Source organism: Mycobacterium sp. IDUB_24 (assembly GCF_055419385.1).
Genome location: NZ_JBVAXO010000001.1, coordinates 1,337,448 through 1,362,948, shown reverse-complemented (window position 1 = coordinate 1,362,948; position 25,501 = coordinate 1,337,448). Strand labels below are relative to the sequence as shown.

Below are 25,501 nucleotides of genomic sequence, written 5' to 3'. Positions count from 1 at the left end.
TGCGTATGCGAATCGCCCTGTTCGCGACCTGCCTGGCGGATGCAATGTTCCCACCCGCGGCGATTGCCACGGTTCAGCTGCTCGAGCGCCTCGGCCACCAGGTGGAGTTTCCCAAAGGTCAAACCTGTTGCGGCCAAATGCATGTCAATACCGGCTATCTCAAAGAAGCCACGGCGCTGGTCCGCAACCACGTCAAGGCCTTCGAATCCGCGAACTGCGACGCGGTGGTGGCGCCCTCGGGCTCGTGCGTCGGTTCGGCCCGCCACCAACACGCGATGGTGGCCCGCCGGGCCGGCGACGAGGACCTGGCCACGCGCGCCGAGAGACTGGCCGAAAAGACCTACGAGTTGTCTGAATTCCTGGTCGACGTGCTCGGTGTCGACGACGTCGGTGCCTACTATCCGCACCGCGTCACCTATCACCCGACCTGCCACTCACTGCGCATGCTCTGGGTGGGCGACAAGCCGCTGCGGCTGCTGCGCAACGTGCGGGGCCTGACACTGGTGGAGCTGCCGGATGCCGAATCCTGTTGCGGATTCGGCGGAACCTTCGCGATCAAGAACTCCGATACGTCCACCGCGATGCTGGCCGACAAGATGGCCCACATCGCAGCGACCGGGGCCGAGGTCTGCAGTGCCGGGGACTCGTCGTGCCTGATGCACATCGGCGGCGGGCTGAGCCGGCTGCGTTCCGGCGTGCGCACCGTGCACCTGGCCGAGATCCTGGCGGCCACATGACCACATTCCTGGGCACCCCCGGCGTCGGCAACCTGAGGGGCGACGAAGCCTTCCCGAAAGCTGCCCGCACCGCGCTGGCCGATTCCCAACTGCGTCGCAACATCGGCCACGCCACCCACACCATCCGGACCAAACGGCTGGCCGCCGTGGCCGAATGCGACGACTGGGAGCAGTTGCGTGCCGCGGGCAGTGCCCTCAAACAGGACGTCATGGCGCGCCTTCCCGAGTTGCTCGAGCAGTTCGAGGACAACGTCAGCCGGCGAGGCGGCGTGGTGCACTGGGCCCGCGACGGCGATGAGGCCAATCGCATTGTCGCCGAGCTCATCCGCGCCACCGGCTCCGACGAAGTGGTCAAGGTCAAGTCGATGGCCACCCAGGAAATCGGTCTCAACGAATATCTGGAGGCCCAGGGCATCGCCGCGTTCGAAACCGACCTGGCCGAGCTCATCGTGCAACTCGGCCACGACAAACCGAGCCACATCCTGGTGCCGGCCATCCACCGCAACCGGGCCGAGATTCGCGAGATCTTCAACCGGGAGATGCCCGACGCGGGCGAGCTCACCGACGACCCCCGGGTACTGGCCATGGCGGCCAGGGCCCATCTGCGGCGCAAATTCCTCACCGCGAAGGTCGCGATCAGCGGGGCGAACTTCGGTGTCGCCGAGACGGGCACGCTGGCCGTGGTGGAATCCGAAGGCAACGGCCGGATGTGCCTGACGTTGCCGCAGACGCTGATCACGGTGATGGGTATCGAGAAGATCGTCCCGTCGTTCACCGATCTCGAAGTCTTCATGCAGTTGCTGCCGCGGTCGTCGACGGCAGAACGGATGAATCCGTACACCTCGATGTGGACCGGTGTGCACCCCGGCGACGGGCCCCAGGAATTCCACCTGATCCTCCTCGACAACGGCCGCACCCGGGTGCTGGCCGATGAGGTGGGTCGCGCCGCGTTGCACTGCATTCGCTGCAGCGCCTGCCTGAACGTCTGTCCGGTCTATGAACGCACGGGCGGGCATGCCTACGGTTCGGTCTACCCGGGCCCGATCGGGGCGATCCTGAGCCCCCAGCTCACCGGCACCACCGGTCACGACGATCCCAACGCCAGCCTGCCGTTCGCCTCCTCGCTGTGCGGAGCGTGCTTCGAAGCCTGCCCGGTGCGCATCGACATCCCGTCGATCCTGGTGCACCTGCGCGCGCAGCAGGTGGACAAAGAAAGACGGGGGCTGCCGTGCGGACAGGATCTGGCGATGAAGGCCGCGGGCTGGGCGATGTCCGGCGCGGGCCGGTTCGCGCTGGCTGAAAAGGCTCTGGGTGCCGGGCGGCTGATCGCCGGGCGCGATCACCGCATTTCTGCGCTGCCCTGGCCCGCCTCCAGGTGGACGGCCAGCCGCGACATTCCCGAGCCGCCCGCCGAGACGTTCCGGCAGTGGTGGAGCCGTACCCACGAGGGCGGCCGAAGGTGACCGGCCCGACCCCCGGCGCGGCCCGGGCCACGGTTCTCGGCCGGATCCGCGGCGCCCTGGCCTCCGCACCCCCGCCCGCGGTCGCGGTGCCCAGGGACTACCACCGTGAGCCGCTGACCGGCGCCGGCGACGTCGAGCGGTTCGCCGAGACAGTCGCCGAGTACCGGGCGCGGGTCCATCGCATCGGGGTTGACGAGATCGCGTCGACCGTCCTCGGTCTGGTCGGGCCGGAGGCCACCGTCGTCATCCCGGCCGATCTGCCGCCGGAGTGGGCGACCGGGCTGACCACGGTCGCCGACATGCCGGCGCTGAGTGTCGAGCAACTCGACAGAGCCGATGCGGTGCTGACCGGGTGTGCGCTGGGGATCGCCGCGACGGGCACGATCGTGCTGGATGCCGGCCCCGGACAGGGGCGGCGTGCGCTGACCCTGGTGCCCGACCATCACATCTGCGTGGTCCGGGTCGATCAGATCCTCGATACCGTGCCGCAGGCATTTGCCGAGCTGACGCCGACGCGGCCACTGACGTTCATCTCCGGTCCCAGCGCCACCAGCGACATCGAACTACAGCGGGTAGAAGGAGTCCACGGGCCCCGAACGCTCGACGTGCTGGTCGTGTGAACCTTACTGACGAGTAAGCCTCGGAGGGTTCTTAGCAAAGTATTAACGCTGGCTCCCAGCAGCCTTATTTTGCCCGCATAGCGTCATGGACAGGTTGACGCGACGGAGCTCAGCCCGAGCTCAAGAAAGACGGCGGGAGGCTGATCATGACTTTCACGAACAACACCCCGGCAATGGATCGACACTTTCGGTACGGGAACTCGGCAGTCATCTGCGAGGGCGCATCGATGCGCGCGCAGTGCCGCCAACTGGCGACAGTGGTGACCATCAAGGGAGACGTCGACAGCAACAACATCGATCAGATCGCGTCATATGTGAATCGGTTCATCCTTGCGGAGAAGCCGTTGGCACTCGATCTGAGTGGCGTGAACAGCTTTGCACCGCACGCGATCGCGCTTTTCTACGATATCGATGAACGGTGCGGTGCACTGGGCGTGGACTGGGCGGTAGTCGCCAGCCAGCCGGTCACCGCTGAGATCCGCCGCCAGGAGGTGGGCGTCCCGCTCAGCTCGTCGGTGCCAGAAGCCCTGCATCACTTCGCCGAAGGCAACACGGCACGCCGCCGGTTGCTGCCCCTGCTTACCAAGAGCGCCTGAGAGAAAGGCCAACGCAATGTTGATCGATGTCCGCTGGTTGTCCCGCCTGCTTCGCCATCGTCACCGGGTGGTGCACATCTAAGCCCAACGCACACAAGACATCTTTCGAAGCGGCTGCCGGACCTGGTCCGGCAGCCGCTTCGTTCTGTCAGGGTCTATGTGATGTCGAGCGGTCCGGCCGGGCGTGGCCGAGAAGTTGTTCTCGAATCGAATCTTGGTGCGCTGCACGGTGAACGGGTTGCACTCGCAGTAGGAGTAGCTCTCATCCCGGGGATCGATTCTCACCAACTCGGCTGCGCCGGGCAAAGTGTCCTCACCCGCTCCTGCAAATGCTGACACGTCACGGCGAGCCACGTCCTTGCCGAGCGAACGATTCGTCGCACACACCCTGTTTCACCTGCTAAAGTTCGGCCCGCCGGGCGATGCAATCGGCACCTGCCCGCCTCGGGAAGGAGTCCCGCTGTGTCCCGCACTCTGACCACCGCGCGCTACGGAATGGTGCCGGCTTTCGCCGCCGGTGCCGTCGGAGTTGTCGTGGGTCTGTTCAACCCCGTGACAGCGGCCGCCGAGCCGCCACCGCGCCCACCCGATTGCACAGCCGCCGATCTCGCCGGCATCGCCTCCGGGGTCGCCGCCGCAACTTCCACCTATTTGTGGGCCCATCCGGACGTGAACGATTTCTACACAAATCTGCACGGCCGCCCACAGGAACAAGTGCCGGACGCCACCCGAACCTTCTTCGACGGCAACCCCCAGGCACACGCTGACCTGGTCGGGATCCGTCAACCGCTGACCGACTTCCGCGCCCGTTGCGGGATCAAGCCACCCGATCAGCCCTTAGGACAATGATGAAGAACCCAACGCCTCGATCATCATGGCTCCGCGCGGCCACGGTCGCACTCGCCTTCACCGCGCTGCCCGGCGCCATCGTCCTGGCCGCCCCGGCCGGGACGGCCAGCGCCGACGTGTGCGCCAGCGCCGGACGCCGGATCTCGGTCGGCGGGTGCGTGAACGTCGCCGACGCCGTCGCGCCATACGTTCCGCCGCCGGCCTACTACGCCCCGCTCCCGGAGGACGTGCCACCGCCGCCGCCCCCACCGGGTTCGAACGTCAGCGGCTGCATCGGCTACAACGGCCGGTGGGTCCACGCCGGCGGTTGCAACTAACTCAGGCGATCGCGCCGGCGTGCACCGATTTCGCCGACATGCACCGTTTTCCACCCAGGGGTTGTGACCGCGGTCGGTGAACAGCCCTGGCGTGGAAACCGGCGTCCGGGCAGAGCGGGCCCCGGACTCAGCGAGTCAGGCGATCGCGCCGGAGTCCTTGAGTTCTTCGATCCGGTCCCAATCGATACCGAGCTCCATCAGCACGAGCTCGGTGTGCTCAGAGGCCTGGGGTGCCCGGGTGGTCTCCAGCGGTTCGTGGTTGAACTGCACCGGCCCCCGCACCACCTTGAACGGTTTGCCGCCGTCGGTGGCCTCGACCTCGACGATCATGTCATTGGCGACGGCCTGGTCATCACTGGCGAGGTCGGTCAGGCTCTGGAACGGCGCCCACTGACCCTTCATGGTCTTGAGGTGTTGGCGCCAGTATTCGAACGGCTTACTTCCGATCGCCTGGGCGATGAGTTTGACACCTTCCGAGGCGTTCTCGATCAGCGGCAGCACGTCGGAGAAGCGCGGGTCATCGGCGAGCTCGGGCAGACCGAGGTGTTCGAAGGCGTCGCGGATGTAGCCGGTCGGGCTGACGATGCACAGGTTGATGGTGCCGCCGTCGGACGTCCGGTAGTTGGCCATGAACGGGTTCACCGAGGTGGCATCGTCCGGCATCAGTGAGCGCATGGTCTCACCGGTCTCCATGCCCTGGGTGACGCTGGCGCCGGCCGCCCACCATGCCGTGCTCAGCAGCGACACGTCGATCTCGGCGGTTTCCCCGGTCCGCTCACGGTGGAACAGGGCAGCGGAAATGCCTCCGGCGATGTTCATCCCGCCGATCGAATCGCCGAAGGCGGGGATGCCCTGGGACAGAGCACCATTGATCGCTTCCGGGGTGAGGGCGTGCCCGACGCCGCTGCGGGTCCAGAAGGCGGTGCCGTCGAAGCCACCGGTATCACGCTCGGAACCTTTGTCGCCGTAGGCGCTGCCGCGGGCATAGATGATGTCGGGGTTCACCGCACGGATGTGCTCGACATCGAACTTGTTCTTCTGCCGTTGGGCGGGAAGGTAATTGGTCAGGAAGACATCGGCCGTCTTGGCGATCTCGTACAACACCTCCTGCCCGCCTGGGGTCGAGACGTCGATACCGACGCTGCGCTTGCCACGGTTGGGATGCTCGATGAGCGGGTGGCGGTTCGGGTCGAGCTGGTGCCCGCCCATGTTGATGAAGCCGCGCTGCGTGTCGCCGCGCACGGGATGTTCCACCTTGATGACGTCGGCACCCCAATCGGCGAGGATGGCGCCCGCCGCCGGGACGAACGTGAACTGAGCGACCTCAAGTACTCGCACGCCCTGCATGACCTTGATCAACGCGGCTCCTAACCGTTGCACTTACGGTAAGTGTAGCGAGAGACCGCCGCCCGGATCGGGGCCCCGCCGAAACGGCATTCCGGCTGAAGAAGTTCGAGAGCAGCCCTGCCGGAATGCCGTTTCGGCGAAATTTGGTGCGGGTATGCCACCGGCGGACGGATGTATGGAGGCCGGCGATGACCGCTACCGGAGAAGTCAACGAACGACAGGCCAGGCAGGTCGCCGAGCAGGCGCGTGAAGCCCAGTGGCGCCAACCCAGTTTCGGCAAAGAGCTCTTCCTCGGGAGATTGCGACTGGATCTGGTCCACCCACATCCACGCGGTCCGGCCGAGACGACGCAGCGGGGTGAGGAATTCCTGGCCAAGCTGCGGCAGTTCTGCGAGACGCAGATCGATGCCGCGGTCATCGAACGCGACGCGCAGATCCCCGACAAGGTGATCCGTGGGTTGAAGGAACTCGGCGCGTTCGGCATGAAAATCTCGACCGAGTACGACGGGCTCGGCCTGTCGCAGGTCTACTACAACAAGGCACTCGCCCTGGTCGGCTCGGTCCATCCCGCGCTGGGTGCGCTGCTTTCGGCACACCAGTCGATCGGAGTCCCGCAGCCGGTGTCGATGTTCGGGACGGCCGAGCAGAAGCAGACCTGGCTGCCTCGGTGCGCGCGGGAGATCAGCGCATTCCTGCTCACCGAACCCGATGTCGGCAGCGACCCGGCCAGACTGCACGCCACCGCCACCCCCGACGGTGACGACTACCTGCTCAACGGCGTCAAGCTGTGGACCACCAATGGCGTCATCGCCGACCTGCTCGTGGTGATGGCCCAGGTGCCGGCAAGCGACGGGCACAAGGGTGGCATCACCGCATTCGTCGTCGAAGCGGATACGCCCGGCATCGTCGTCACCAATCGCAACGCATTCATGGGACTGCGCGGCATCGAGAACGGCCTGACCAAGCTGACCGACGTACGGGTGCCGGCCGCCAACCGCATCGGTCGCGAAGGTGAAGGCCTCAAGATCGCGCTGACCACCCTCAACGTGGGACGGCTCTCGCTGCCGGCGGTGTGTACCGGGACGGCGAAGTGGTGTCTGAAGATCGCCAGGGAATGGTCGAAGGAACGCGTGCAGTGGGGTCGGCCGGTCGGTGAGCACGACGCGGTGGCCGGCAAGGTGGCGTTCATCGCCGCGACGACCTACGGAATCGAGTCGATGGTCGAGCTCGCCAGTGAGCTCGCCGACGCGGGGCGGACCGACATCCGGATCGAGGCTGCCCTGGCCAAGTTGTACGGGTCGGAGATGACGTGGTTGATCGCCGACGAGCTGGTGCAGATTCGTGGCGGGCGTGGCTTCGAGACGGCCGAATCGCTGGCAGCCCGCGGTGAGCGTGGCGTGCCGGTCGAGCAGATCCTGCGCGACATGCGGATCAACCGCATCTTCGAAGGTTCCACCGAGATCATGCATCTGATGCTGGCCCGCGAGGCCGTCGACGCCCACCTCTCGGTGGCCGGCGACATCATCGACCCCGACGCCGACCTCAAGCACAAGGCGAAAGCGGCGGCACAGGCCGGTAAATTCTATGCCCGCTGGCTACCCACCTTGGTCACCGGGAAAGGCCAGCTACCAACGTCATTCACCGAATTCGGAGCGCTCGGCGAACACCTGCGTTATGTCGAGCGGGCCAGCCGCAAGCTCGCCCGCAGCACCTTCTATGCGATGTCCCGATGGCAGGGCAAGCTGGAGCACAAGCAGCGCTTCCTTGGCCGGATCGTCGACATCGGCGCGGAATTGTTCGCGATGACCGCGGCCTGCGTCCGGGCCAGCAGCGACGCACCGGACTCCGCGGTCGAGCTCGCCGACGCGTTCTGCCGCCAATCCCGGGTGCGGGCCGAGCGGCTGTTCACCGAACTCTGGGACAACAGCGACGATTCTGACCGGACGCTGGCGCATGACGTGCTGGGCAGCCGGTACACCTGGCTGGAGGACGGGATCATCGACCCGTCGATCGAAGGGCCGTGGATCGCCCAGGAGGGCGGCGACGTGACGGAGGACGTGCACCGTGTCATCGGTTGAAGAAAGTACTTGCGCACGTGAACAAGTCACCCACGAATGCTTCCTGAGAACCGGGCACGCTCGTAGAATCAACGAGTTATGACGACCCCGTCGAACGCGCACGGCGGATGGGCACAGTGGCCCCATTCGGTGCCTGCGCTCGACCACCGTCTCACCCGCAGACAGGCGCGTCAGCTGAGCCGCCGGTTCGCCGGGGTGGGCGTGGGCATCGGCGCGGCCCGCCTTCGCGAAATATCCTCCGGTGCCCCTGCCGCCGAGACTGAACTGGAACGTGTCGAGTTCGCCTTCGTAGCAGACGAACTCATGAAGGACGAGCGGATCGCGAAGTTGGCACGCGGCAAGCAGCGCTGTGTGTCGTGGTTCGTGGTCCTCGTCATGGGGCTGATCATGTTCAGTTCACTGTTGTGCATGGTCGTGCTGATGTTGAGCCTGATGCAGCATTCGGCACCGTTCTGAGTCGGCCGCTCAGTCAAAGGCGACGCTGAAGTACTGCGTCTCCTGAAACTCCTCAAGCCCGACACGCGCGCCTTCGCGACCGAGACCGCTCTGCTTCATCCCGCCGAACGGGGTCGACGGGTCGGACACGACGCCCCGGTTGATGCCGACCATGCCGGCGTCGAAGGATTCGGCAAGCCGTACCGCATCCTGCAGCCGTCCGGCGTAAACGTATGCGGCCAAACCATATTCGGTGTCGTTGGCCCAACGCAGAAGATCCGCCTCGTCTTCCCACACCACTACCGGGGCAACAGGTCCGAAGATCTCGTCGGCGAGGATCGCGGCGTCCGGGGCAACTCCCGTCAACAGCGTGGGGGCGACGAACCAGCCCTCGGACGGCGCCTGGGCCTGCGCGGTGATCATGGCGCCGCCGGCCACCGCGGCATCGATTGCGGCCGCCACCCGCTGGGCAGCGCGCTCGCTGACCAGGGGGCCGATCTGCGATGCCGGATCCGACGCGGGGCCCACCCGCAGCGCCGCCACCTCAGCACCGAAGCCGGCGATGAATTCGTCCGCCACCGACGCGTGCACGTAGAACCGGTTGGCCGCGGTGCAGGCCTGACCGCCGCCGCGGAACTTGGCCACCATCGCACCCGCGACGGCCGCTTCGACGTCGGCGTCGGCAGTCACGACGAACGGGGCGTTGCCGCCGAGTTCCATGCTCGCGTTGACGATCCGGTCGGCGGCCTGCTTGAGCAGTACCCGCCCGACGCCGGTCGAACCGGTGAAGGACACCTTGCGGACCCGCGCATCGCCCAGCCAGTTCTCGACTACGGAGGCCGCATCGGTGGTGGGAACCATGTTGACCACGCCGTCGGGAACACCTGCGGCTGACAGGATTCCGGCGATCGCCAGCGCGGTCAGGGGTGTCTCGGCCGCCGGTTTGAGGACCACGGTGCAGCCCGCGGCCAATGCCGGGGCGATCTTGCGGGTTGCCATCGCGGCCGGGAAATTCCACGGTGTCACCAGTGCGGCGATCCCCACCGGCTTGTGGGTCACCAACGTGCGCGTGCCGCCGGCGGGGCTGATGCCGTAGGCGCCGTCGGTCCGCACCGCCTCCTCGGAGAACCAGCGGAAGAACTCGGCCGCATAGCCCACCTCGGCACGGGCGTCGGCCTGCGATTTCCCGTTCTCCGCGCAGATCAGCGCGGCCAGCCGCTCGGTGTCAGCGACCATCAGGTCGAACACCCGGCGCAGGATGTCGCTGCGTTGCCGCGGGCTGGTCCGGGCCCAGTCACCGAAGGCCCGGTGCGCGGCGTCGACTGCGGAGCGGGCATCGGAAACGGTGCCGTCGGCCACTTCGGCGATGGTCAGACCCGTGGCCGGGTCGTGTACCTCGAACGTGGTGGCGGCACCGCGGACCTGCCCGTCGATGAGAATGCCGTGCTTGGCGTCGAGTTCGGCGATCGCGTTCTGCGTATTCACAACAAAGGTCCCCGGACTCAGCGGGTCTCGGCGAAGATGGCGGCCAGGATGTCCAGGCCCTCCTCCAGCAGGTGGTCGGGCATCGACAGCGGCGGCAGGAACCGCAGCACGTTGCCGTAGGTGCCGCAGGTCAGCACCACCAAGCCCTGGGCGTGTGCGGCGGCAGAGACCTGCTTGGCCAGGTCGGCGTCGGGTTCGGTGGTGCCGGCCTTGACGAGTTCGACGGCGATCATGGCGCCGCGGCCACGGACCTCGCCGATCCGGGAATCCTCGGCGGCGATCGCGTCGAGGCGGCCGATCATGGTCTTCTCGATCTCCACGGCGCGGGCCAGCAGTCCGTCCCGCTCGATGGTGTCGATGACGGCGAGGGCCGCGGCGCACGCGATCGGGTTGCCGCCGTAGGTACCGCCGAGGCCGCCGGCATGCGGCGCGTCCATGATCTCGGCACGCCCGGTGACCGCCGACAGTGGCAGGCCGCCCGCGATGCCCTTGGCGGTGACGATCAGATCCGGCACGACATCGTCGTGCTCGACGGCGAACATCGCACCGGTGCGAGCGAAGCCCGACTGCACCTCGTCGGCGACGAACACCGCGCCGTTGTCGGTGCACCAGTTCTGCAGTGCGCGCAGGAATCCCGGTGCGGGAACGATGAATCCGCCTTCGCCCTGAATGGGTTCGATCACGACGGCGGCGACGTTGTCGGCGCCGACCTGCTTGTCGATGAGGTCCAGGGCGCGGGCGGCCGCAGCAGCGCCGTCGGTCTCGCCGTCACGGAACGGGAAGGAGGTGGGCACCCGGTACACCTCACCGGCGAACGGCCCGAAGCCGTTCTTGTACGGCTGGTTCTTGGCGGTCATGGCCATGGTGAGGTTGGTGCGGCCGTGGTAGGCGTGGTCGAACACCACAACTGCCTGCCTGCGGGTATAGGCGCGCGCGATCTTCACGGCGTTCTCGACGGCTTCGGCGCCGGAGTTGAACAGCACACTGCGCTTGTCGTGGTCGCCGGGAGTGAGCCGGTTGAGCTCCTCGGCCACCCGCACATAGCCCTCGTACGGCGTCACCATGAAGCACGTGTGGGTGAACGCGGCGACCTGTTGGGTGACAGCGTCCACCACGGCGGGTGCGCTGTTGCCCACGGTGGTGACGGCGATGCCGGAGCCGAAATCGATGAGCTGGTTACCGTCGGCGTCGACGAGGATTCCGCCGCCTGCGGCCACCACATAGACGGGCAATGTGGTCCCCACACCACTGGCCACCGCGGCGGTCTTGCGCGCCTGCATCTCCTGGGAGACCGGGCCCGGAATGGTGGTGACGAGCCGGCGTTCCTGGGTGACGGCCGCACCCGCGATCTCAGCGATGGTCACGTGTTCCTCCTGCAGCTGGCGGTATTCGTTCCTCACGCTAGGCAACCGTCGGCGCCGCCGGCAGGTCAGAAATGCACATATGTCCCGTCTGCAATTGTGCAACACTGTCAGTGTGGTCCTGGTCGGCGATCTGCTGGAAGCACGCGCACTCGGGCTGCGTGCCGTCCAGGTCTGTCGTCCCGAGGCAGCGGTCCGCTGGGTGGCCACGAGTGAGCTCGCCGACCCGGGGCCGTTCCTGGAAGGCGGCGAGATCCTGCTGACCACCGGCCTCGAAACCAGCACCTGGCACGACGAGTGGGACGGCTACGTGCGCCGGCTCGGCGACGCCGGCGTGGCCGCAGTGGGGTTCGCCGTCGGACTCACCCACGCCGAGACGCCCGCTGAACTGACCGACGCATGCCGGCGACACCAGGTGAATCTGTTCGAGGTGCCGCGGCCGACCACGTTCGTCGCGATCAGCCGGCACGTCGCGCACCTGTTGGAGGAACAGGAGTCCACTGCCACACGCGAGTCGCTCAAGACGCAGCGCAAGCTCATCTCGGCCGCGGCCAAACCGGAACCTGCCGTTGCGGTCATCACGGCGCTGGCCGCGGCTCTCGACGGCGCGACGTGCCTGATGAATCCCGACGGCCGCGTCGTCACCGGCCCTGTCGGCACCCGCCGCGCCGAATTTCCACTCGACGAGGTCGCCGGCGACGTCAAGAGACTTCAGGCACACGGATTACGTTCGGCTGCCGCACAGTCAAATCCGACAACCTCGGTGTCGGTCCACCCGATCGGTCTGAGCGGGCGGGCATCGGCCTATCTGGCCGCCTTGATGCCGGCCCGGGCGTCGGAAGGACAGCGTCAGGCCGTGACGACGGCGGTGGCGCTGTTGGGGCTCATCGACGAGCAGGACCGGAGCCGTGCCACGACCCGACGGCACCTGCGCAGCCGCGCCCTGGAGCTCCTCGCCGAAAGTGACATCCGCACAGCACAATTAGTGCTGGAGATGGACCAGGCGACGATCGAGCTACCGAAGCACATTCGCTTCCTCCGAGGCGCCGGAGACGAATCCGCCATCGAGAACGCGGTAGCCACCCTCGAGCGACGCGGCATCCTCGCCGGGGTGTACGCCGGTGAGCTGTGCGCGGCCACCGAGCCTTCCCGTGCCGAAGCGACCGGTTCCCGGTTGGCCGAGGAAGGATTGCTCATAGGCATCGGGAATTCGGTCGCACCCGGCGACGGCGAGACTGGCTACCGCACCGCCGGCCTGGCACTGGGTCAGGCGACCGATGTTTCCGGTGCGGTGGTGTGGGACCGGGTGATCGACAACGGCCCGCTCGGGCTGATCGATCCCGAGAAAGCCACCGCCTTCGCCGAATCCTGGTTGCGCGGGCTCGATTCCGAGCAGCTGGAGACTCTGCGTTGTTTCCTGCGCCACCACGGATCCCGGCTCAAGGTCGCCGAAGAACTCGGCCTGCACCGCAACACGGTGCGCAATCGTCTCGCGGCCATCGAGGCGGTGCTACCCGGGAAGCTCGACGATCCGCAGACCCGGGTGAGCGCCTGGATCGCCCTGCAATCGGTCCCCGAGGACCGCGGGCCGTGAAGTCTCAGGCCTTGAAGTAGACGAACTGGTGGCTGGTGGACAGCAATGCGCCGGTGCGTCCGAACAATTGCGCAGTCTGGTCGAAGTAGCCGCCGGAGTACTTGTGCGCCCGCGCCGTTCCCAGCATGAAGTCGTCCCCCTGCGCGGCGAGCTGCTCGCCGTCGGCGTGGAAATACACCGTGATCGACACCGTTCCGGCCGGTACGAACTGGCCGTGACGCAGGAAAACCCGCGGATAGAAGATGTCGCTCACCGCGGCCAGGGCAGCGAAATCCATTGGCCTGGAAGGCTTGTTGCGCACCCACAGGCTCGTGGTGGAACTCGCCGATGTAGTCGGTTCACTGCCGATGTCGGGCATCCCCCCGTCGACGAACCGCATGTCGTAGTTGTCGAACCACGCCACGCCGAACGGCGGCACCGTCGGCTCGATGTCCTCGGGCGCCGGAGCCTGCGGCCATTCGATCTCGGTGTCGGACCAGCCGTCGCGTCGTAGCCCGAATACCGCGGTGGCGGTGGTCTTGACCTCACCGTCCTGACTGAGTTCGACGATCCAGTGCTGATTGGACCGGTTGGTCTTGACGGCCCTGGTCACGATGTCGAAGTTGCCGTCGACGATCGGTGCCGCATAGTTCACCGTCAGGGCGATGGGCTGGCCGTGCCGTTTCGGGTGCAACTCGATCGCCCGCAGCATGGCGGCCGCGGTGATGCCGCCGAACGGGCCGACCATGTTGGCCCACTCGGGGATTGTGCGCCCGCGCCACCGATCATCGCCGGACGGTTCGAGTTCCAGGGCCTTGTCGAAGGGATGCACCCGGCCACACTACCGAGGTGGCAGCACTCCTCCACCGTGGCGTCAGGATCGCCCGCTGTCAGGCGACGGTGACCGCTTTGCGCACCGGTTCGCTGCGGTAACGCGACGCGGGACCGTCAATTCGCAGAATCCGCCACAGGATCTTGGCGATCGGGTTCATCAGGCCGGTGTCCTCGGCAAGCATCCTCACGTCGCCGTAGATCTCGCGCAGCATCGCCCTGGAATTGGGCGACCGCCAGTAGATGTCTTTCATGACTGATCTCGGAATGTCGAACTCACGCCAGAAGGAGCGTGGAGGTTTGGCGATGAGCTTGGCCGCCAGACGGAAGCTCAGCGGATACATGATCGACAGCCCAAATCGGTTGAACCGCCGCATTTCCGGGATTCGGCGACGCAGGAACTCGTGAGCAAATGAGATGTGGCGAGCTTCCTCGGCGACGTGTATCGCCATCACGCGCTCCATGATCGGGTGGACGTTGCCGCCCTCGCGCAGGATCGATTTCTGCAGGTGGTCGATCGGCTCCTCGCCGCACAACACCATCATGAAGAAGAACGTCGGCATCGGACTCGCGAACAGCGGCGGCAGCCAGTGGATCCATCTGAGCCACCGCACCAACCCCGGAGCGTCCACGCCCGTGTGATTCACCAACTCCTGGAACATCAGGGTGTGGTTGCACTCTTCCACCGCCTCGTGCAGGCAGTACCGGTATTCGGGGCTGCCGTTGGGAACCCAGAATGTGTAGTTCAGGATCCCTCGGATCAGCATGTTCTCGAATTGCAGGCCAGCCCTGGCGACATTCGCCTGACGCCACATGCCGATCGCAATCTGCTTTTCCAGCGGCTGCGCCTGATACCACGCGTGCCCGCCCATGGGGTCGCTTTTGGGCAGCACCCATCGCGGGTCGTTCGCCGTCACCGTGAACTGCGGCGAATCCCACGGGATGTCCAAGTACGGGTTGAAGTTGCGGTGCACCGATCCCGCCGACAGGGTCGCCAGCCTCGTGCAGTAATCCGCATCGTCGCTGACGTCCATCCGGTCCCGCCACCGCCGGACCGCCTTCGTCAATGCCATGACGTCCCCTCCCCAACACACCCAGGCCACATTTACCGGGACCGTGAGTCCCATTCCTCTTATCTGTATGGGACTCCCTGTCCCATACAGATGTCAAGGGCGTGCCGCGGCAAGGCGTCGGTTCAGCCGGTTTACTTCGCCGGCGAGTAGTTCGGCCGGCCCAACCCCAGTGCCTGCTGGGCGATCATGTTGCGGAACACCTCGAGGGTGCCCCCGTAGATGCCGGTGGGGCCGGCCAACCGGAAGATGTACTCGGCACCTCCGTCGTCTGCCGCCCCGGTCGCGCCGACCGGCAGCGCACCGGCCGACCCCAGGAGGTCCATCAGGTCCGGGGATACCTCGCGCATGGTCTGGGCGATCGCGACGCGGCCGTACATGCCGGGACTGCTCAGAGCGGCTTCCAACCGGGCGACGCCTCGGCCCAGTCGGTAGCGCGACGCCGCGTCGTCGGGGGCGACGGCCGTGACGTGGTCCACCGCCTCGGCCATCAGGTTGATGTGCTCGGTCATGGTGGCGAGCTTCTGCAGACCGCGCGTCTCACGTTCGAAGGTGCCATGTTCGAGTTCGAGGGCACCGCGCAGGACCGCCCAGCCGCCGTTCACCTCACCGACGCGGTAGCGGTCACCGACTCGCACGTCGCTGTAATACGTGATGTTGGTGCGGTCTCCGTCGACGGTGCGGATCGGCTGGATCTCGACACCGGGGGAATCCAGCGGCACCAGGAACATCGTCAGGCTCTTGTGTTTGGCCGCAGACGGATCGGTGTTGGTCAGCAGGAACACGTACTGGGCGTTGTGCGCATTCGAGGTGAACATCTTGGAGCCGTTGACAACCCAAGTTGATCCATCCGCTTCCCGCACCGCGCGGGTCTTGCAGGTCGCGACATCGGACCCGCCTTCGGGTTCGGTGTAACCCAGGCACAGCCGCAACCGCCCGTCCAGAACACCCGGCAGCACCTCGTCGAGAAGCTCGGCCGAGGCGAACTTCTCGACGGTGTGGGCGACCATGGCAGTCGTCCCCCAGTGGAACCAGGGGGTGTGCGCGCGGCCGATCTCCAGCTCCCAGATGCGGCGCCGGACCGCGCTGAATCCGCCGTCGGCCTCGGCCCGGTAATCCCCGGCCAGATACCCGGCCCCGCCGAGGGCCAGATGCACCGCCTCGTCGAAGTTCTCCCCGGTCTCGCGGTCACGCGCGATCACCTCGTCGGTGACGACGCGGGCCAGGAACGCGCGCAGCTCTTCCCGGAAGGCCACGTCCTCCTCGGCAAGCTCGACATGGGAGAAGTCCATCAGGACACCGTGACACTTTCATCGTCATTTGTAAATACGACCTGTCCCCGTCGCAGCAGCAGGAGGAGCGCGCCACCGATGAACGCGGCGATTCCGGCCAGCACCAGGAACCCGTCGAAGCTGTTGGTGGCAGCCAACATACGACTCAACACCACCGCACCCAGGGCCGACGACACCCCGATCACCGCGGACAGGATGCTGAGGACCGTGCTGTACACGCCCAGGCTGAAGTGGCGTGCCACCAGGTAGGCGATCACGTCCCCTTCAGCTCCCCAGGCCGCTCCGAGACAGCAGACGGCCACGGCGAGGACACCGATGCCGTCCCACGACGAGGCGATGAGCAGGCAGCCGAGACCCGGCAGTGCCATCGCCACCGCGGCAACCGCCTGCGCGGGCAGTCGATCGAGCGCCACACCGCACACAAAGCGGCCGACGATGACGGCGGTCGCGAACACCGTGATGAGTACCGCGACGTCACCGCCGGCTCCGGCGTCGCCGAGCATGATGCCGAGTTGGGTGGTGGTGACCGAGTGGTAGAGATTGCACAGCAGCACACCCAGCAGCAGGATCCAGAACACCCTGCTGCGCCCGATGGCGCGGTAATCCTTGCCAGCCTTGCGTTCTCCCGCGGCCGGCACGGCGTCGCCGTTGCGCCTGGGCACGAGCATCAGGGCGATGACGCCGATGACCGCGATCGTGACGGCGATGGCCACACACCCGGCCCGCCAACCATGGGCGCGGTTGACGGCATCGACCACCGGAGCGCCGATCGCACCCAACAGGGGTGGACCTGAGATCGCGATGGCCAGGGCGAGACCCCGGGCCGCCTGGAAACGCGTTGCGACCAGCCGGCTGTAGATCGCCGGCGTCGTGGTCACCCCGAGCGCGATGAGTGCGACGTTGATCGCGAAGTACTGCCAGATCGGACCGGACATCAACGCGTACGCGATCCAGCACGACGGCAGCCCGACGACGCCGATGACCGCGACCCGCCGCACCCCGACAACGTCGGCGAGGCGGCCGTAGACCGGCAGGAACACGAACGTGAGCAACGTGATCGCGCCCGTCAGCGCGAAGTCCGAACGACTCCACCCGAACGCCGCCACGAACTGCGGCCCCATCACGGCGTTCGTGTAGGCGCTCAGGCTCAGACCCGCACTGAGGCCGGCGGTCGCGGCGGCCAGCGACTGCCAATTGGTCCGAAACTCGCCGAAGTAGGTCATCGCCGGTGAATCTAGCCGGTGGACACCGGAATCGACGTTGTGTCCTCATCGTCGGCGCGGGGTGTGCGGGGCGGCACCGGTTTCCGGAAGTGGTTGTCCCCACGGGGATAAACGACTTGTGGCCACCAGAACCACCGACCCAGCAGGGTGGCGATCGACGGCATCAGCAGCGAGCGCACGATGAAGGTGTCGATCAGCAGGCCGATAGCGATGGTCGAGCCCATCTGGGCCAGCACAATCAGTTTGCTCGCCATCATGCCGGCCATCGTCGCCGCGAACACGAGCCCGGCCGAGGTGACCACGCCACCGGTGCCGGCCATGGACCGGATGATGCCGGTCTTCAGGCCGGCGTGGATCTCGTCCTGGAACCGGGATACCAGCAGCAGGTTGTAGTCCGATCCGACCGCCAGCAGGATGATCACCGACATCAGCATGACCAACCAGTGCACCGGCATCCCGAACAGGTCTTGCCAGAGCAACACCGAGATGCCGAACGACGCGGCGATCGAGCTACCGGCCGTCAGCACGATGGTCAACGCGGCCACCGCACTGCGCGTCAGAATGAGCATGATCATGAAAATCAGCGTCAGCGCCGACACCACCGCGATCATCAGGTCGTAGCGGGCACCGTCGGACATGTCCTTGTACGTCGCCGCGACACCGCCGAGATAGATCTTGGCGTCCGACAGTGACGACATCTTCAGGGCCTCCTGCGCGGCCTTGCGCTCGGAATCGACTCGTGCGATCCCGTCCACCGTCGCCGGGTCGGTCTGGTGGGTGATGAACATGCGGGCGGACTTACCGTCCGGCGACAGGAACATTTTGAGGCCGCGCTCGAAATCGGGGTTCGTGAAGGCTTCCGGGGGCAGATAGAACAGGTCGTCGTTCTTGGCGTCGTCGAAGGCCGCACCCATTGACAGCGCCGTGTCGTTCATCGCCTGCATCTGGTCGATCAGGGCCTTCTGCGAGTTGTACGACGCCAGCGACAGGTCCCGGCTGGTTTCCATCGACGCGATCGTCTGAGGGAGCAGCGCAGTGAGTTTCGGGGCGAGGTCGGCCAGTTGGTCGGTATTGACCTGCACCGACGACGTCTTGTCGGTCAGCTCGTCGATCCCGTCGAGAGCATCGAAGACCGAACGCGCCGCCGAACACATGGGGATGTCGAAGCAGTGCGGTTCCCAGTAGAAGTAGTTGCGCATGGGCCGGAACTGGTCGTCGAAGTTCGCGATGTTGTCCCGCATCTTCTTGGTGACCTCGAGCAGCTCCTGCGACTTGGCCGCGGAGTCCTGTGTGAGGTGGGTCTGTTCGAGCGAGAGCTGGTATTGCCTCTTCATGATGTCGATCGAGGTGTTGGTCGCGTCGATCATCCGAAGCTGGTCTTCGAGTTGCTTGCGCTGGAACGGCAGGTTCATATTGCTGGTCTGCCCCGAGATACTGGTCTGGAACGGAATCGAGCTGTGCTGGATGGGGATTCCCAGCGGCCGGGTGATGCTCTGCACCATCGCGATGCCTTCGGCGTGCATCACATTGCTCGAAATCTTGTTCAGCACAAGCATGTCGGCGGGATTGCGCATGTCATGGGTGGACTCGACCATCAGGATGTCGGGGTTCATCCTGGCCTGGGAGAAGTGCCGGTCGGCAGCGGCGAAACCGACGTTCACCGGGGCGTCCTCGGGCAGGTAGTACCGGTCGTTGTAGGCCGGCTTGTACCCGGGGATGGCCACCACCCCGATCAGCACGATGAACAGGCTGGCCACGAAAATCGGTGCGGGCCAACGCACCACCGCGGTGCCGACTTTGCGCCAGAACTTGCTCTGCGGGGGCCGCTTGGACTCGTACAGCCCGATCCGGCTGCCAAGGTAGAGCACCGCCGGGCCGAGCGTGACCGAGATGACCACGACCACGACCATGCCGATCGCGACGGGGGCACCCATGGTGGAGAAGTAGGGCAGTCGCGCGAAGCTGAGGCAGTAGGTCGCTCCGGCGATGGTCAGACCGGAACCCACGATGACGGGCGCGACCGATTTGAAAGTCGCGTAGTACGAGTCATCCCGGTCAAGGCCCATGCCGCGGTCTTCGCGATACCGGCCGAAGATGAAGATTCCGTAGTCGGTGGCAGCGGCGATCGCCAGCATGGTCAGGATGTTGCCCGCGAAGGTGGTCAACCCGAATACGTCGTGCATCGCCAGCACGGACACCACGCCGCGGGCGGTCAGCAGCGCCAGGAACGTCAGGAACAACTGGATCAGCGTGGTCCTGATCGAGCGATAGACCACCAGCAGCATGACTGCGATGGCGACCAGGGTGATCAGGGTGATCTCGGCCAGGCTCGCGTTGCCGATGACATGCATGTCATTGGTCAGTGCGGCTGGGCCGGCGACGTGCGCCTGCACCCCCGGGGGAGCCTTCGTTTCCTCGATGACCTTGCGGACCGCTTCGACGCCCTCGTTGGCCAGCGTCATGCCTTGCTCGCCGGCGAGGTTGATCATCACGTACGACGCCTTGCCGTCGGCGCTCTGCGCGCCGGCCGCAGTCAGCGTGTCACCCCAGAAGTCCTGGATGTGCTGGATGTGCTCGGGATCCTGCTGCAGTTTGCGGATGATCTCGTCGTAGTACTGGTGCGAGTCCGGGCCCAGCGGCTCCTGGCCCTCGATGACGACCATGATCGTGCTGTTGGAGTTGAACTCCTTGAAGTTGGCCCCCATCAACTTCATCGCCTGCATCGACGGGGCGTCCTCGGGCGCCATCGGTGCGGCGTGCAATTCGCCGACGACCTCGAGCTGCGGCGCGATCACATTGACGACGACCGCGATCGCGACCCAGATCAGGATGATCGGCCACGCCAGAATGCGGAGCAGGTGCGGGAAGACAGGTCGTTTCGGCTTGCCGGTGGGCTCAGGCGAGGTGGCGGATGTGGTCATGCGGACTTCACCAGGCAGTAGGTCTGGGCGTTGACGCCATTGGCGGATTGCTCCTCGCGGACAGTGCCGTTGACGGTGACCCGGCACCCGATGTGGTCGCCGCTGCTTTCACTGTCGCTGCGCGCCATCAGGTTCGCACTGACGGTCGGCAACGTGGTGGACAGGGTGACGGACCAGGGCAGCGGGGTGTTGACCGAGTGCACCTTGGCGTCCGGATCGAAATAGCTGATCTCGGCGGAAGTTCCGGGCGGTCCGTACACCTCGTACAAGACCACCTTGGGGTTGAACTGGACGATCTCGATCCCGGCGCCGGCATTCGCGTTGAGGTCCTCGGACCCGAACATGCGATGCAGACGGGAGACCACCAGGCCCGATACGGCCAGTACGACAATCAGAACCATCGGAATCCATGCGTATTTCAGCGAACGACGAACAGCCCGACCAGGACTCACCGGTACCTCCCGACGATTGCCCGCACCCGCCACTGGCACAGGCCCCGGCGATCGGCGAATTAGTTCGAATAACTATGTACAGCGGGGAGGAACTTTACACCGCCGTGAGCGGGAACGCAGTCGGGGCCCGCAGCCTGAGAACTTGCTGTCGGTTACCTGAAAGTCCCGGCCTTGCCCACCAGCCCGCGCGGCTAGGCTGCCGTGCCGTTGCCCGACGGACGGTCGAGATAGCCTCGGGCGACAGCCATTTCAACCAACCTCGAACGCAGCGCACGACGCCCGCGGTGCAATCGCGACATCACTGTTCCGACCGGAATCTGCAGAATCTCCGCAATCTCCTTGTAGCGGAAGCCTGCAACGTCGGCGTAGTACACCACGACGCCCTGCGATTCCGGCAACGCTCGCATGGCCTGGCGCACGTCGTCATCGCCCATCGATTCCAGGGCCGCCAGTTCCGCCGAGACCACGCCGAGCGGGAAGCGCTGCGCCACCTCTGCGAGTTGGGCATCCGAGAGTGAGTCGGCGAAGACCTCCCGCGGTCGACGCTGCGCGGTGCGGTACGCGTTGATCCACGTGTTGGTCAGGATGCGAAACAGCCAGGCCCGAATGTTCGTACCGTCCTGGAAGGTGTGAAAGCTGCTGTACGCCTTGACCATTGTCTCTTGAACCAGATCTTCGGCGTCCGCGGCATTGCGCGTGTATCGACGCGCGGCCGCGTAGAGCTGATCCACCAACGGCAGTGCATCGCGCTCGAACCGTTCCGCGCGACAATCGTCACTCACGTGTATATCCGTGCTCATCGGCATGGCCCCCGCTCCTGCCACTGCTCATATCGCCGGCCTCAGACAGTTCGCTCCTCGAAGTTATCCGGCGGCGCAGCCGTTCCCCAGGGGGATTACCCCCGGATTCGCGGCGGTTTTCCACACCGCACCGGTCGCGCCGAACTGTCATGCACGCAGCATGACACCTCAACCCAAGTTGAGGTCAAATGGTTTTCTGGCGCCAATCTCTTTGCGGCTGTTGCCCTTCAACATGTCAAAATTGACTCCACAGCAGCTGACTCAGACGGTGTTGGGCTCCACAGCCTTCCGCGCGCGCCGGGATCGAGCCGGAGGCCACCAGTCGCGCCCATACGGTCATCGGCGATACGCCGCGAAACCGGGCCGTTCCCGCCTTAGGCTCATCGGTTATGAATCGACTCGATCGCTTCTTCGAGATCTCGGCCCGCGGCTCGACGGCCCTCTCCGAGATCCGCGGAGGCCTGGTCACCTTCATCGCGATGGCCTACATCATCGTGTTGAACCCGGTCGTCCTCTCCGGTTCCGCCGACGTCGCGGGCAACAAGCTCGAATTCGCTCAGGTCTCGGCCACCACCTGCCTGGCGGCAGGGGTGATGACGATCCTGTTCGGGATCATCGCGCGGCTGCCGTTCGCGTTCGCCGCGGGTCTGGGCATCAACTCGTTTCTGGCCACGACCGTGGTGGGCACGGTCACTTGGCCCGAGGCCATGGGCCTCGTGGTCATCGACGGTCTGATCATCGTGGCACTGGCGGCCAGCGGATTCCGCCGACTGGTGTTCGACGCGGTACCCATGCAACTCAAGCTGGCGATCACCGCGGGCATCGGGTTGTTCATCTTGTTCATCGGATTGGTCGACGCCGGATTCGTCGGCTCGACCGGCCTGCCCTCTCCCCCGGTCGGTCTCGGCACAGGGGGTGTCGGCTCGATCAACACCGTACCGACCGTCGTCTTCGTATTCACTCTCCTGTTCACCGGAATCCTGGTGGCCCGGAAAGTGCGCGGCGGCATACTGATCGGTCTCGTCACCGGCACCGTGGTCGCCGTGATCGTCGAGGCGATCTGGCACCTCGGCTCGGCTCAGGAGAACGCCGGCGGGTGGGGGTTGTCGGTGCCGACCCTGTCGGGCTCCCCGTTCGCACTGCCCGACCTGTCCCTCGTCGGCGATGTCAGCCTCGGCGCGTTCAGCCGGATCGGCGCCCTGGCGGCCATCATGCTGGTGTTCACCCTGGTGTTCGCCAACTTCTTCGACGCCATGGGCACCATGACCGGGCTGTCACGGGAGGCCGGACTGTCCGACGCCCAGGGCAACTTCCCGCGGCTGAAATCCGCATTGATCGTCGAAGGTGCCGGTGCCGTCGTCGGCGGCTCCTCATCGGCGTCGTCGAACACGGTCTTCATCGAATCCGGCGCGGGCATCGAGGAGGGTTCTCGCACCGGATTCGCCAACCTCATCACCGGCGCGCTGTTCCTGGCGGCCATGTTCGTCGCGCCGTTGGCCTCGATCGTGCCCACCGAGGTCGCCGCCGCGGCCCTGGTGATCGTCGGCGCCATGATGGTGTCGCAGCTGCGCCACATCGATCTCTCGGAGTTCTCGGTGGCCCTGCCGGTCGTGCTGACGGTGGCCACCATGGCATTCAGCTACTCGATCGCCAACGGCATCGGCGTGGGCTTCGTGGCCTGGGCCGTGCTGCGATCGGCCGCGGGTAAGGCCCGCGAGGTCAGCCCGCTGCTGTGGGTCGTGGCTGCCGGCTTCATCCTGTACTTCGCCCGCGGCTGGATCGAGTCGCTCATCGGCATGTGAGGGCCGGTAACCTTCACGATCATGGTGACGACATGAGCGCCGGCCTGTTCGGTTTGCTCGACGACATTGCGGCGTTGGCCCGGCTGGCGGCGGCGTCGATCGACGACATCGGTGCCGCGACCGGGAAGGCGACCGCCAAGGCCGCCGGCGTGGTGATCGACGACACCGCGGTGACGCCGCAGTACGTCCACGGCCTCACCGCCGATCGCGAGCTGCCGGTGATCAAGCGCATCGCGATCGGGTCGCTGCGCAACAAGATCGTTTTCATCCTGCCCGCGGCGTTGCTGCTCAGCCAGTTCGCTCCATGGCTGCTGACGCCGATCCTGATGCTCGGCGCGACCTACCTCTGTTTCGAGGGCGCCGAGAAGGTCTGGGGCCGGTTCCTCAACCACGGCGGTCACGACGCCCACGACGCGCCCACCACGGCCGTCGGCGGCGACCCCGAAAAGTTCATGATCACGGGTGCGATCCGCACCGACTTCATCCTGTCGGCCGAGATCATGGTGATCGCGCTCAACGAGGTCGCTCACCAGCCCTTCCTGCCGCGGCTCATCATCCTGGTGATCGTCGCGCTGGTGATCACGGCCGCGGTGTACGGCGTGGTGGCCGGCATCGTGAAGATGGACGACATGGGCCTGCTGCTGGCCCAACGCTCATCGAAGGCGGCGCAGAAGATCGGCCGCGGCCTGGTGGCCGGGATGCCCAAGCTGCTCTCGGCACTGTCGACGATCGGCACAGTGGCGATGCTCTGGGTCGGTGGACACATCCTGCTGGTCGGTACCGACACCCTTGGGTGGCACACGCTCTACGGCCTGGTCCACCATGCCGAGGAGGCGGTGCGCCATGCAGTCGGAGGTGGGTTCGGCGGCCTGCTGGCCTGGCTGGTCAACACGGGTGTGTCAGCCGTCATCGGTCTGGTGGTCGGCACCGTGGTGGTCGGGATCATGCATGTGCTGCCGTTCGGCAAGAAAGCCGATCACGACGCTCCTGCGTGATCGTCAAGGCCGGTCCACCTGATTCGACCGAACGGCACGGGGCCCCACCCAGCCAAACGTCTGCGGCAGAAGCAAATTCTTTTAGGCGCCCCACCCATCGACGTGTCATACTTGATCCGGACGTTTTTGGTACGTCCAGTTTCACGATGAGAGAAGTAAAAATATGACACAGGGAACTGTGAAGTGGTTCAACGGCGAAAAGGGCTTCGGCTTCATCGCTCCTGACGGCGGCGCCCCGGACGTTTTCGTCCACTACTCCGAGATCACCGGCGGTGGTTTCCGGTCGCTCGAAGAGAACCAGCGTGTCGAGTTCGAGATCACCCAGGGAGCCAAGGGCCCCCAGGCAACGGGAGTTACCGCGGTCTAACCGCCCCAAGACCTGATGGTGGGCTGGTACGGATGAATTCCGTACCAGCCCATTTTCTTTCGTTCACACAGGCGTTTGCGCCTGAAGATCCCCCAGCCATCTCGCAGATTCGACCTGGGCGACGCGCAGCACGCGATCTGCGGTGTCGAACATGGGAGTACGCCGCACCGTTTCCTCCACAGGCATGGACGCGGCGCAGCGCATCACCAACCCGCCGAGATTGACGGACGTCTTGCACGGGACGACAAGCAGTTTCACGCACTGGTCCCGGCCCGCCACCATCATCAGACGGGGCCGGCTCAGCTTCACCCCGGTGGGCAGGCGGGTGCCGGTCACGATCGAGTCGAGGTCCAGCTGCCCCTGGGCGGCCGACCAGTTGACGCGAATATCGACAACTTCCCCGATCGATCGATGCAGAACTCCGACGAGCTCCGGCAGTTCGTTCGCCACGGAGGCGGTGTGCGGCCACCATGCTCCGTCAATATCGGCACCCAACTGACGGGCGAGGGCGAGCCGGACCGGACTGGCCAGCCGTCGAGTCCCGTTGAGGCCGTTCACGACGGCGACTGGGCGTCTGCGCGAGGCGGTGGCGCCGGCCGATCCGTGGGCCGATCCGAGAAGACCAGCCCCCAGGCCGGGTCACTCGAGCTGTCGACATCCGGCATAGGTTCTTGCTGTTCAGGGTGTGAAAACAGTTCGGACGATTCCATAGAGAGTGTCCTTGAGAGGTGCGGGACTACCGCACTGGTATTGGATAGCAAGCGATGGTTAATCGCCGGCTGCTGACGGTTCAACATCGAAAATCGTGACTGTCGAACGTCACGGTTGACCAACTGATGTATCCGGCCTGATCACAATCCTACCCCCGATGAACCGCACGCCGACGG

Annotated in this window: 23 protein-coding genes; 12 read left to right on the top strand and 11 right to left on the bottom strand. The window is 65.8% G+C overall.

What is annotated here, in order from left to right:
* Positions 1-5: 5 nt before the first annotated feature.
* The 6 genes from ACZYZF_RS06615 to ACZYZF_RS06590 all read left to right on the top strand — a co-directional run bounded on the left by ACZYZF_RS06615 (position 6) and on the right by ACZYZF_RS06590 (position 4,582).
* A complete protein-coding gene (locus tag ACZYZF_RS06615) occupies positions 6-737 on the top strand; it encodes a (Fe-S)-binding protein (RefSeq protein WP_463742982.1) in 732 nt (243 codons plus the stop codon).
* Entirely contained in the window at positions 734-2,200 is a 1,467-nt protein-coding gene (locus ACZYZF_RS06610; RefSeq protein ID WP_463834949.1) for a LutB/LldF family L-lactate oxidation iron-sulfur protein, read from the top strand. Before ACZYZF_RS06615 ends, ACZYZF_RS06610 begins: the two co-directional genes overlap by 4 nt.
* Positions 2,197-2,820: a LutC/YkgG family protein gene (locus tag ACZYZF_RS06605; protein WP_463834947.1), complete on the top strand. Its 624-nt coding sequence runs from the start codon at positions 2,197-2,199 to the stop codon at positions 2,818-2,820. Before ACZYZF_RS06610 ends, ACZYZF_RS06605 begins: the two co-directional genes overlap by 4 nt.
* A gap of 146 nt (positions 2,821-2,966) precedes the next feature.
* Positions 2,967-3,416, top strand: coding sequence for an STAS domain-containing protein (locus ACZYZF_RS06600; protein ID WP_463834945.1), 450 nt, complete (start codon positions 2,967-2,969; stop codon positions 3,414-3,416).
* A gap of 462 nt (positions 3,417-3,878) precedes the next feature.
* Entirely contained in the window at positions 3,879-4,265 is a 387-nt protein-coding gene (locus ACZYZF_RS06595) for a heme-binding protein (protein ID WP_463834944.1), read from the top strand.
* Positions 4,265-4,582, top strand: a complete 318-nt coding sequence (locus ACZYZF_RS06590; protein ID WP_463742987.1) for a hypothetical protein — start codon at positions 4,265-4,267, stop codon at positions 4,580-4,582. Before ACZYZF_RS06595 ends, ACZYZF_RS06590 begins: the two co-directional genes overlap by 1 nt.
* A gap of 135 nt (positions 4,583-4,717) precedes the next feature.
* On the opposite strand, the gene ACZYZF_RS06585 is transcribed toward ACZYZF_RS06590, so the two are convergent.
* Complete coding sequence (locus ACZYZF_RS06585; protein ID WP_463744110.1) at positions 4,718-5,929, bottom strand: CaiB/BaiF CoA transferase family protein; 1,212 nt, start codon at positions 5,927-5,929, stop codon at positions 4,718-4,720.
* Positions 5,930-6,117: 188 nt separating this feature from the next.
* On the opposite strand from ACZYZF_RS06585, the gene ACZYZF_RS06580 reads away from it, so the two are divergent.
* A complete protein-coding gene (locus ACZYZF_RS06580; protein WP_463834943.1) occupies positions 6,118-8,007 on the top strand; it encodes an acyl-CoA dehydrogenase family protein in 1,890 nt (629 codons plus the stop codon).
* 78 nt (positions 8,008-8,085) lie between these two features.
* A complete protein-coding gene (locus tag ACZYZF_RS06575) occupies positions 8,086-8,463 on the top strand; it encodes a hypothetical protein (RefSeq protein ID WP_463834942.1) in 378 nt (125 codons plus the stop codon).
* Between the two features lie 9 nt (positions 8,464-8,472).
* Here the strand turns inward: ACZYZF_RS06575 and ACZYZF_RS06570 are convergent, their stop codons facing one another.
* Positions 8,473-9,927 carry an NAD-dependent succinate-semialdehyde dehydrogenase gene (locus tag ACZYZF_RS06570; protein ID WP_463834941.1) on the bottom strand — a complete coding sequence of 485 codons (1,455 nt, stop codon included), beginning with the start codon at positions 9,925-9,927 and terminating at the stop codon, positions 8,473-8,475.
* Between the two features lie 17 nt (positions 9,928-9,944).
* Complete coding sequence (gene gabT / locus ACZYZF_RS06565; protein ID WP_463835156.1) at positions 9,945-11,291, bottom strand: 4-aminobutyrate--2-oxoglutarate transaminase; 1,347 nt, start codon at positions 11,289-11,291, stop codon at positions 9,945-9,947.
* Positions 11,292-11,370: 79 nt separating this feature from the next.
* On the opposite strand from gabT, the gene ACZYZF_RS06560 reads away from it, so the two are divergent.
* The gene (locus ACZYZF_RS06560) at positions 11,371-12,882 is read left to right on the top strand and encodes a PucR family transcriptional regulator (RefSeq protein ID WP_463834940.1); all 1,512 of its coding nucleotides are present in this window, start codon (positions 11,371-11,373) and stop codon (positions 12,880-12,882) included.
* Between the two features lie 4 nt (positions 12,883-12,886).
* Here ACZYZF_RS06560 and ACZYZF_RS06555 read toward each other — a convergent pair whose 3' ends face one another.
* The 7 genes from ACZYZF_RS06555 to ACZYZF_RS06525 all read right to left on the bottom strand — a co-directional run bounded on the left by ACZYZF_RS06555 (position 12,887) and on the right by ACZYZF_RS06525 (position 21,456).
* Complete coding sequence (locus ACZYZF_RS06555; RefSeq protein ID WP_463834938.1) at positions 12,887-13,693, bottom strand: acyl-CoA thioesterase; 807 nt, start codon at positions 13,691-13,693, stop codon at positions 12,887-12,889.
* A 58-nt stretch (positions 13,694-13,751) separates the two neighbouring features.
* Entirely contained in the window at positions 13,752-14,765 is a 1,014-nt protein-coding gene (locus ACZYZF_RS06550; protein ID WP_463742993.1) for an AurF N-oxygenase family protein, read from the bottom strand.
* 131 nt (positions 14,766-14,896) lie between these two features.
* Positions 14,897-16,054, bottom strand: a complete 1,158-nt coding sequence (locus ACZYZF_RS06545) for an acyl-CoA dehydrogenase family protein (RefSeq protein ID WP_463834936.1) — start codon at positions 16,052-16,054, stop codon at positions 14,897-14,899.
* On the bottom strand, positions 16,054-17,277 hold the full coding sequence (locus ACZYZF_RS06540) for an MFS transporter (RefSeq protein WP_463834935.1): 1,224 nt from the start codon (positions 17,275-17,277) through the stop codon (positions 16,054-16,056). The genes ACZYZF_RS06545 and ACZYZF_RS06540 overlap by 1 nt, the downstream gene beginning before the upstream one ends.
* Positions 17,278-17,288: 11 nt before the next feature.
* Positions 17,289-20,198 (bottom strand): MMPL/RND family transporter, encoded by a 2,910-nt coding sequence (locus ACZYZF_RS06535; RefSeq protein ID WP_463742996.1) that lies wholly within the window; start codon positions 20,196-20,198, stop codon positions 17,289-17,291.
* Entirely contained in the window at positions 20,195-20,599 is a 405-nt protein-coding gene (locus ACZYZF_RS06530) for an MmpS family transport accessory protein (RefSeq protein WP_463742997.1), read from the bottom strand. The genes ACZYZF_RS06535 and ACZYZF_RS06530 overlap by 4 nt, the downstream gene beginning before the upstream one ends.
* Positions 20,600-20,841: 242 nt before the next feature.
* Positions 20,842-21,456 (bottom strand): sigma-70 family RNA polymerase sigma factor, encoded by a 615-nt coding sequence (locus ACZYZF_RS06525; RefSeq protein WP_463834933.1) that lies wholly within the window; start codon positions 21,454-21,456, stop codon positions 20,842-20,844.
* A 383-nt stretch (positions 21,457-21,839) separates the two neighbouring features.
* Here ACZYZF_RS06525 and ACZYZF_RS06520 point away from each other — a divergent pair, with 383 nt between their 5' ends.
* The 3 genes from ACZYZF_RS06520 to ACZYZF_RS06510 all read left to right on the top strand — a co-directional run bounded on the left by ACZYZF_RS06520 (position 21,840) and on the right by ACZYZF_RS06510 (position 24,614).
* Complete coding sequence (locus ACZYZF_RS06520; protein ID WP_463742999.1) at positions 21,840-23,252, top strand: NCS2 family permease; 1,413 nt, start codon at positions 21,840-21,842, stop codon at positions 23,250-23,252.
* A 32-nt stretch (positions 23,253-23,284) separates the two neighbouring features.
* Complete coding sequence (locus ACZYZF_RS06515; RefSeq protein WP_463834931.1) at positions 23,285-24,247, top strand: DUF808 domain-containing protein; 963 nt, start codon at positions 23,285-23,287, stop codon at positions 24,245-24,247.
* A gap of 163 nt (positions 24,248-24,410) precedes the next feature.
* Positions 24,411-24,614 carry a cold-shock protein gene (locus ACZYZF_RS06510; protein ID WP_166908296.1) on the top strand — a complete coding sequence of 68 codons (204 nt, stop codon included), beginning with the start codon at positions 24,411-24,413 and terminating at the stop codon, positions 24,612-24,614.
* Positions 24,615-24,677: 63 nt separating this feature from the next.
* Here the strand turns inward: ACZYZF_RS06510 and ACZYZF_RS06505 are convergent, their stop codons facing one another.
* Positions 24,678-25,172: a DUF5994 family protein gene (locus tag ACZYZF_RS06505; RefSeq protein WP_463743001.1), complete on the bottom strand. Its 495-nt coding sequence runs from the start codon at positions 25,170-25,172 to the stop codon at positions 24,678-24,680.
* Positions 25,173-25,501 lie beyond the last annotated feature (329 nt).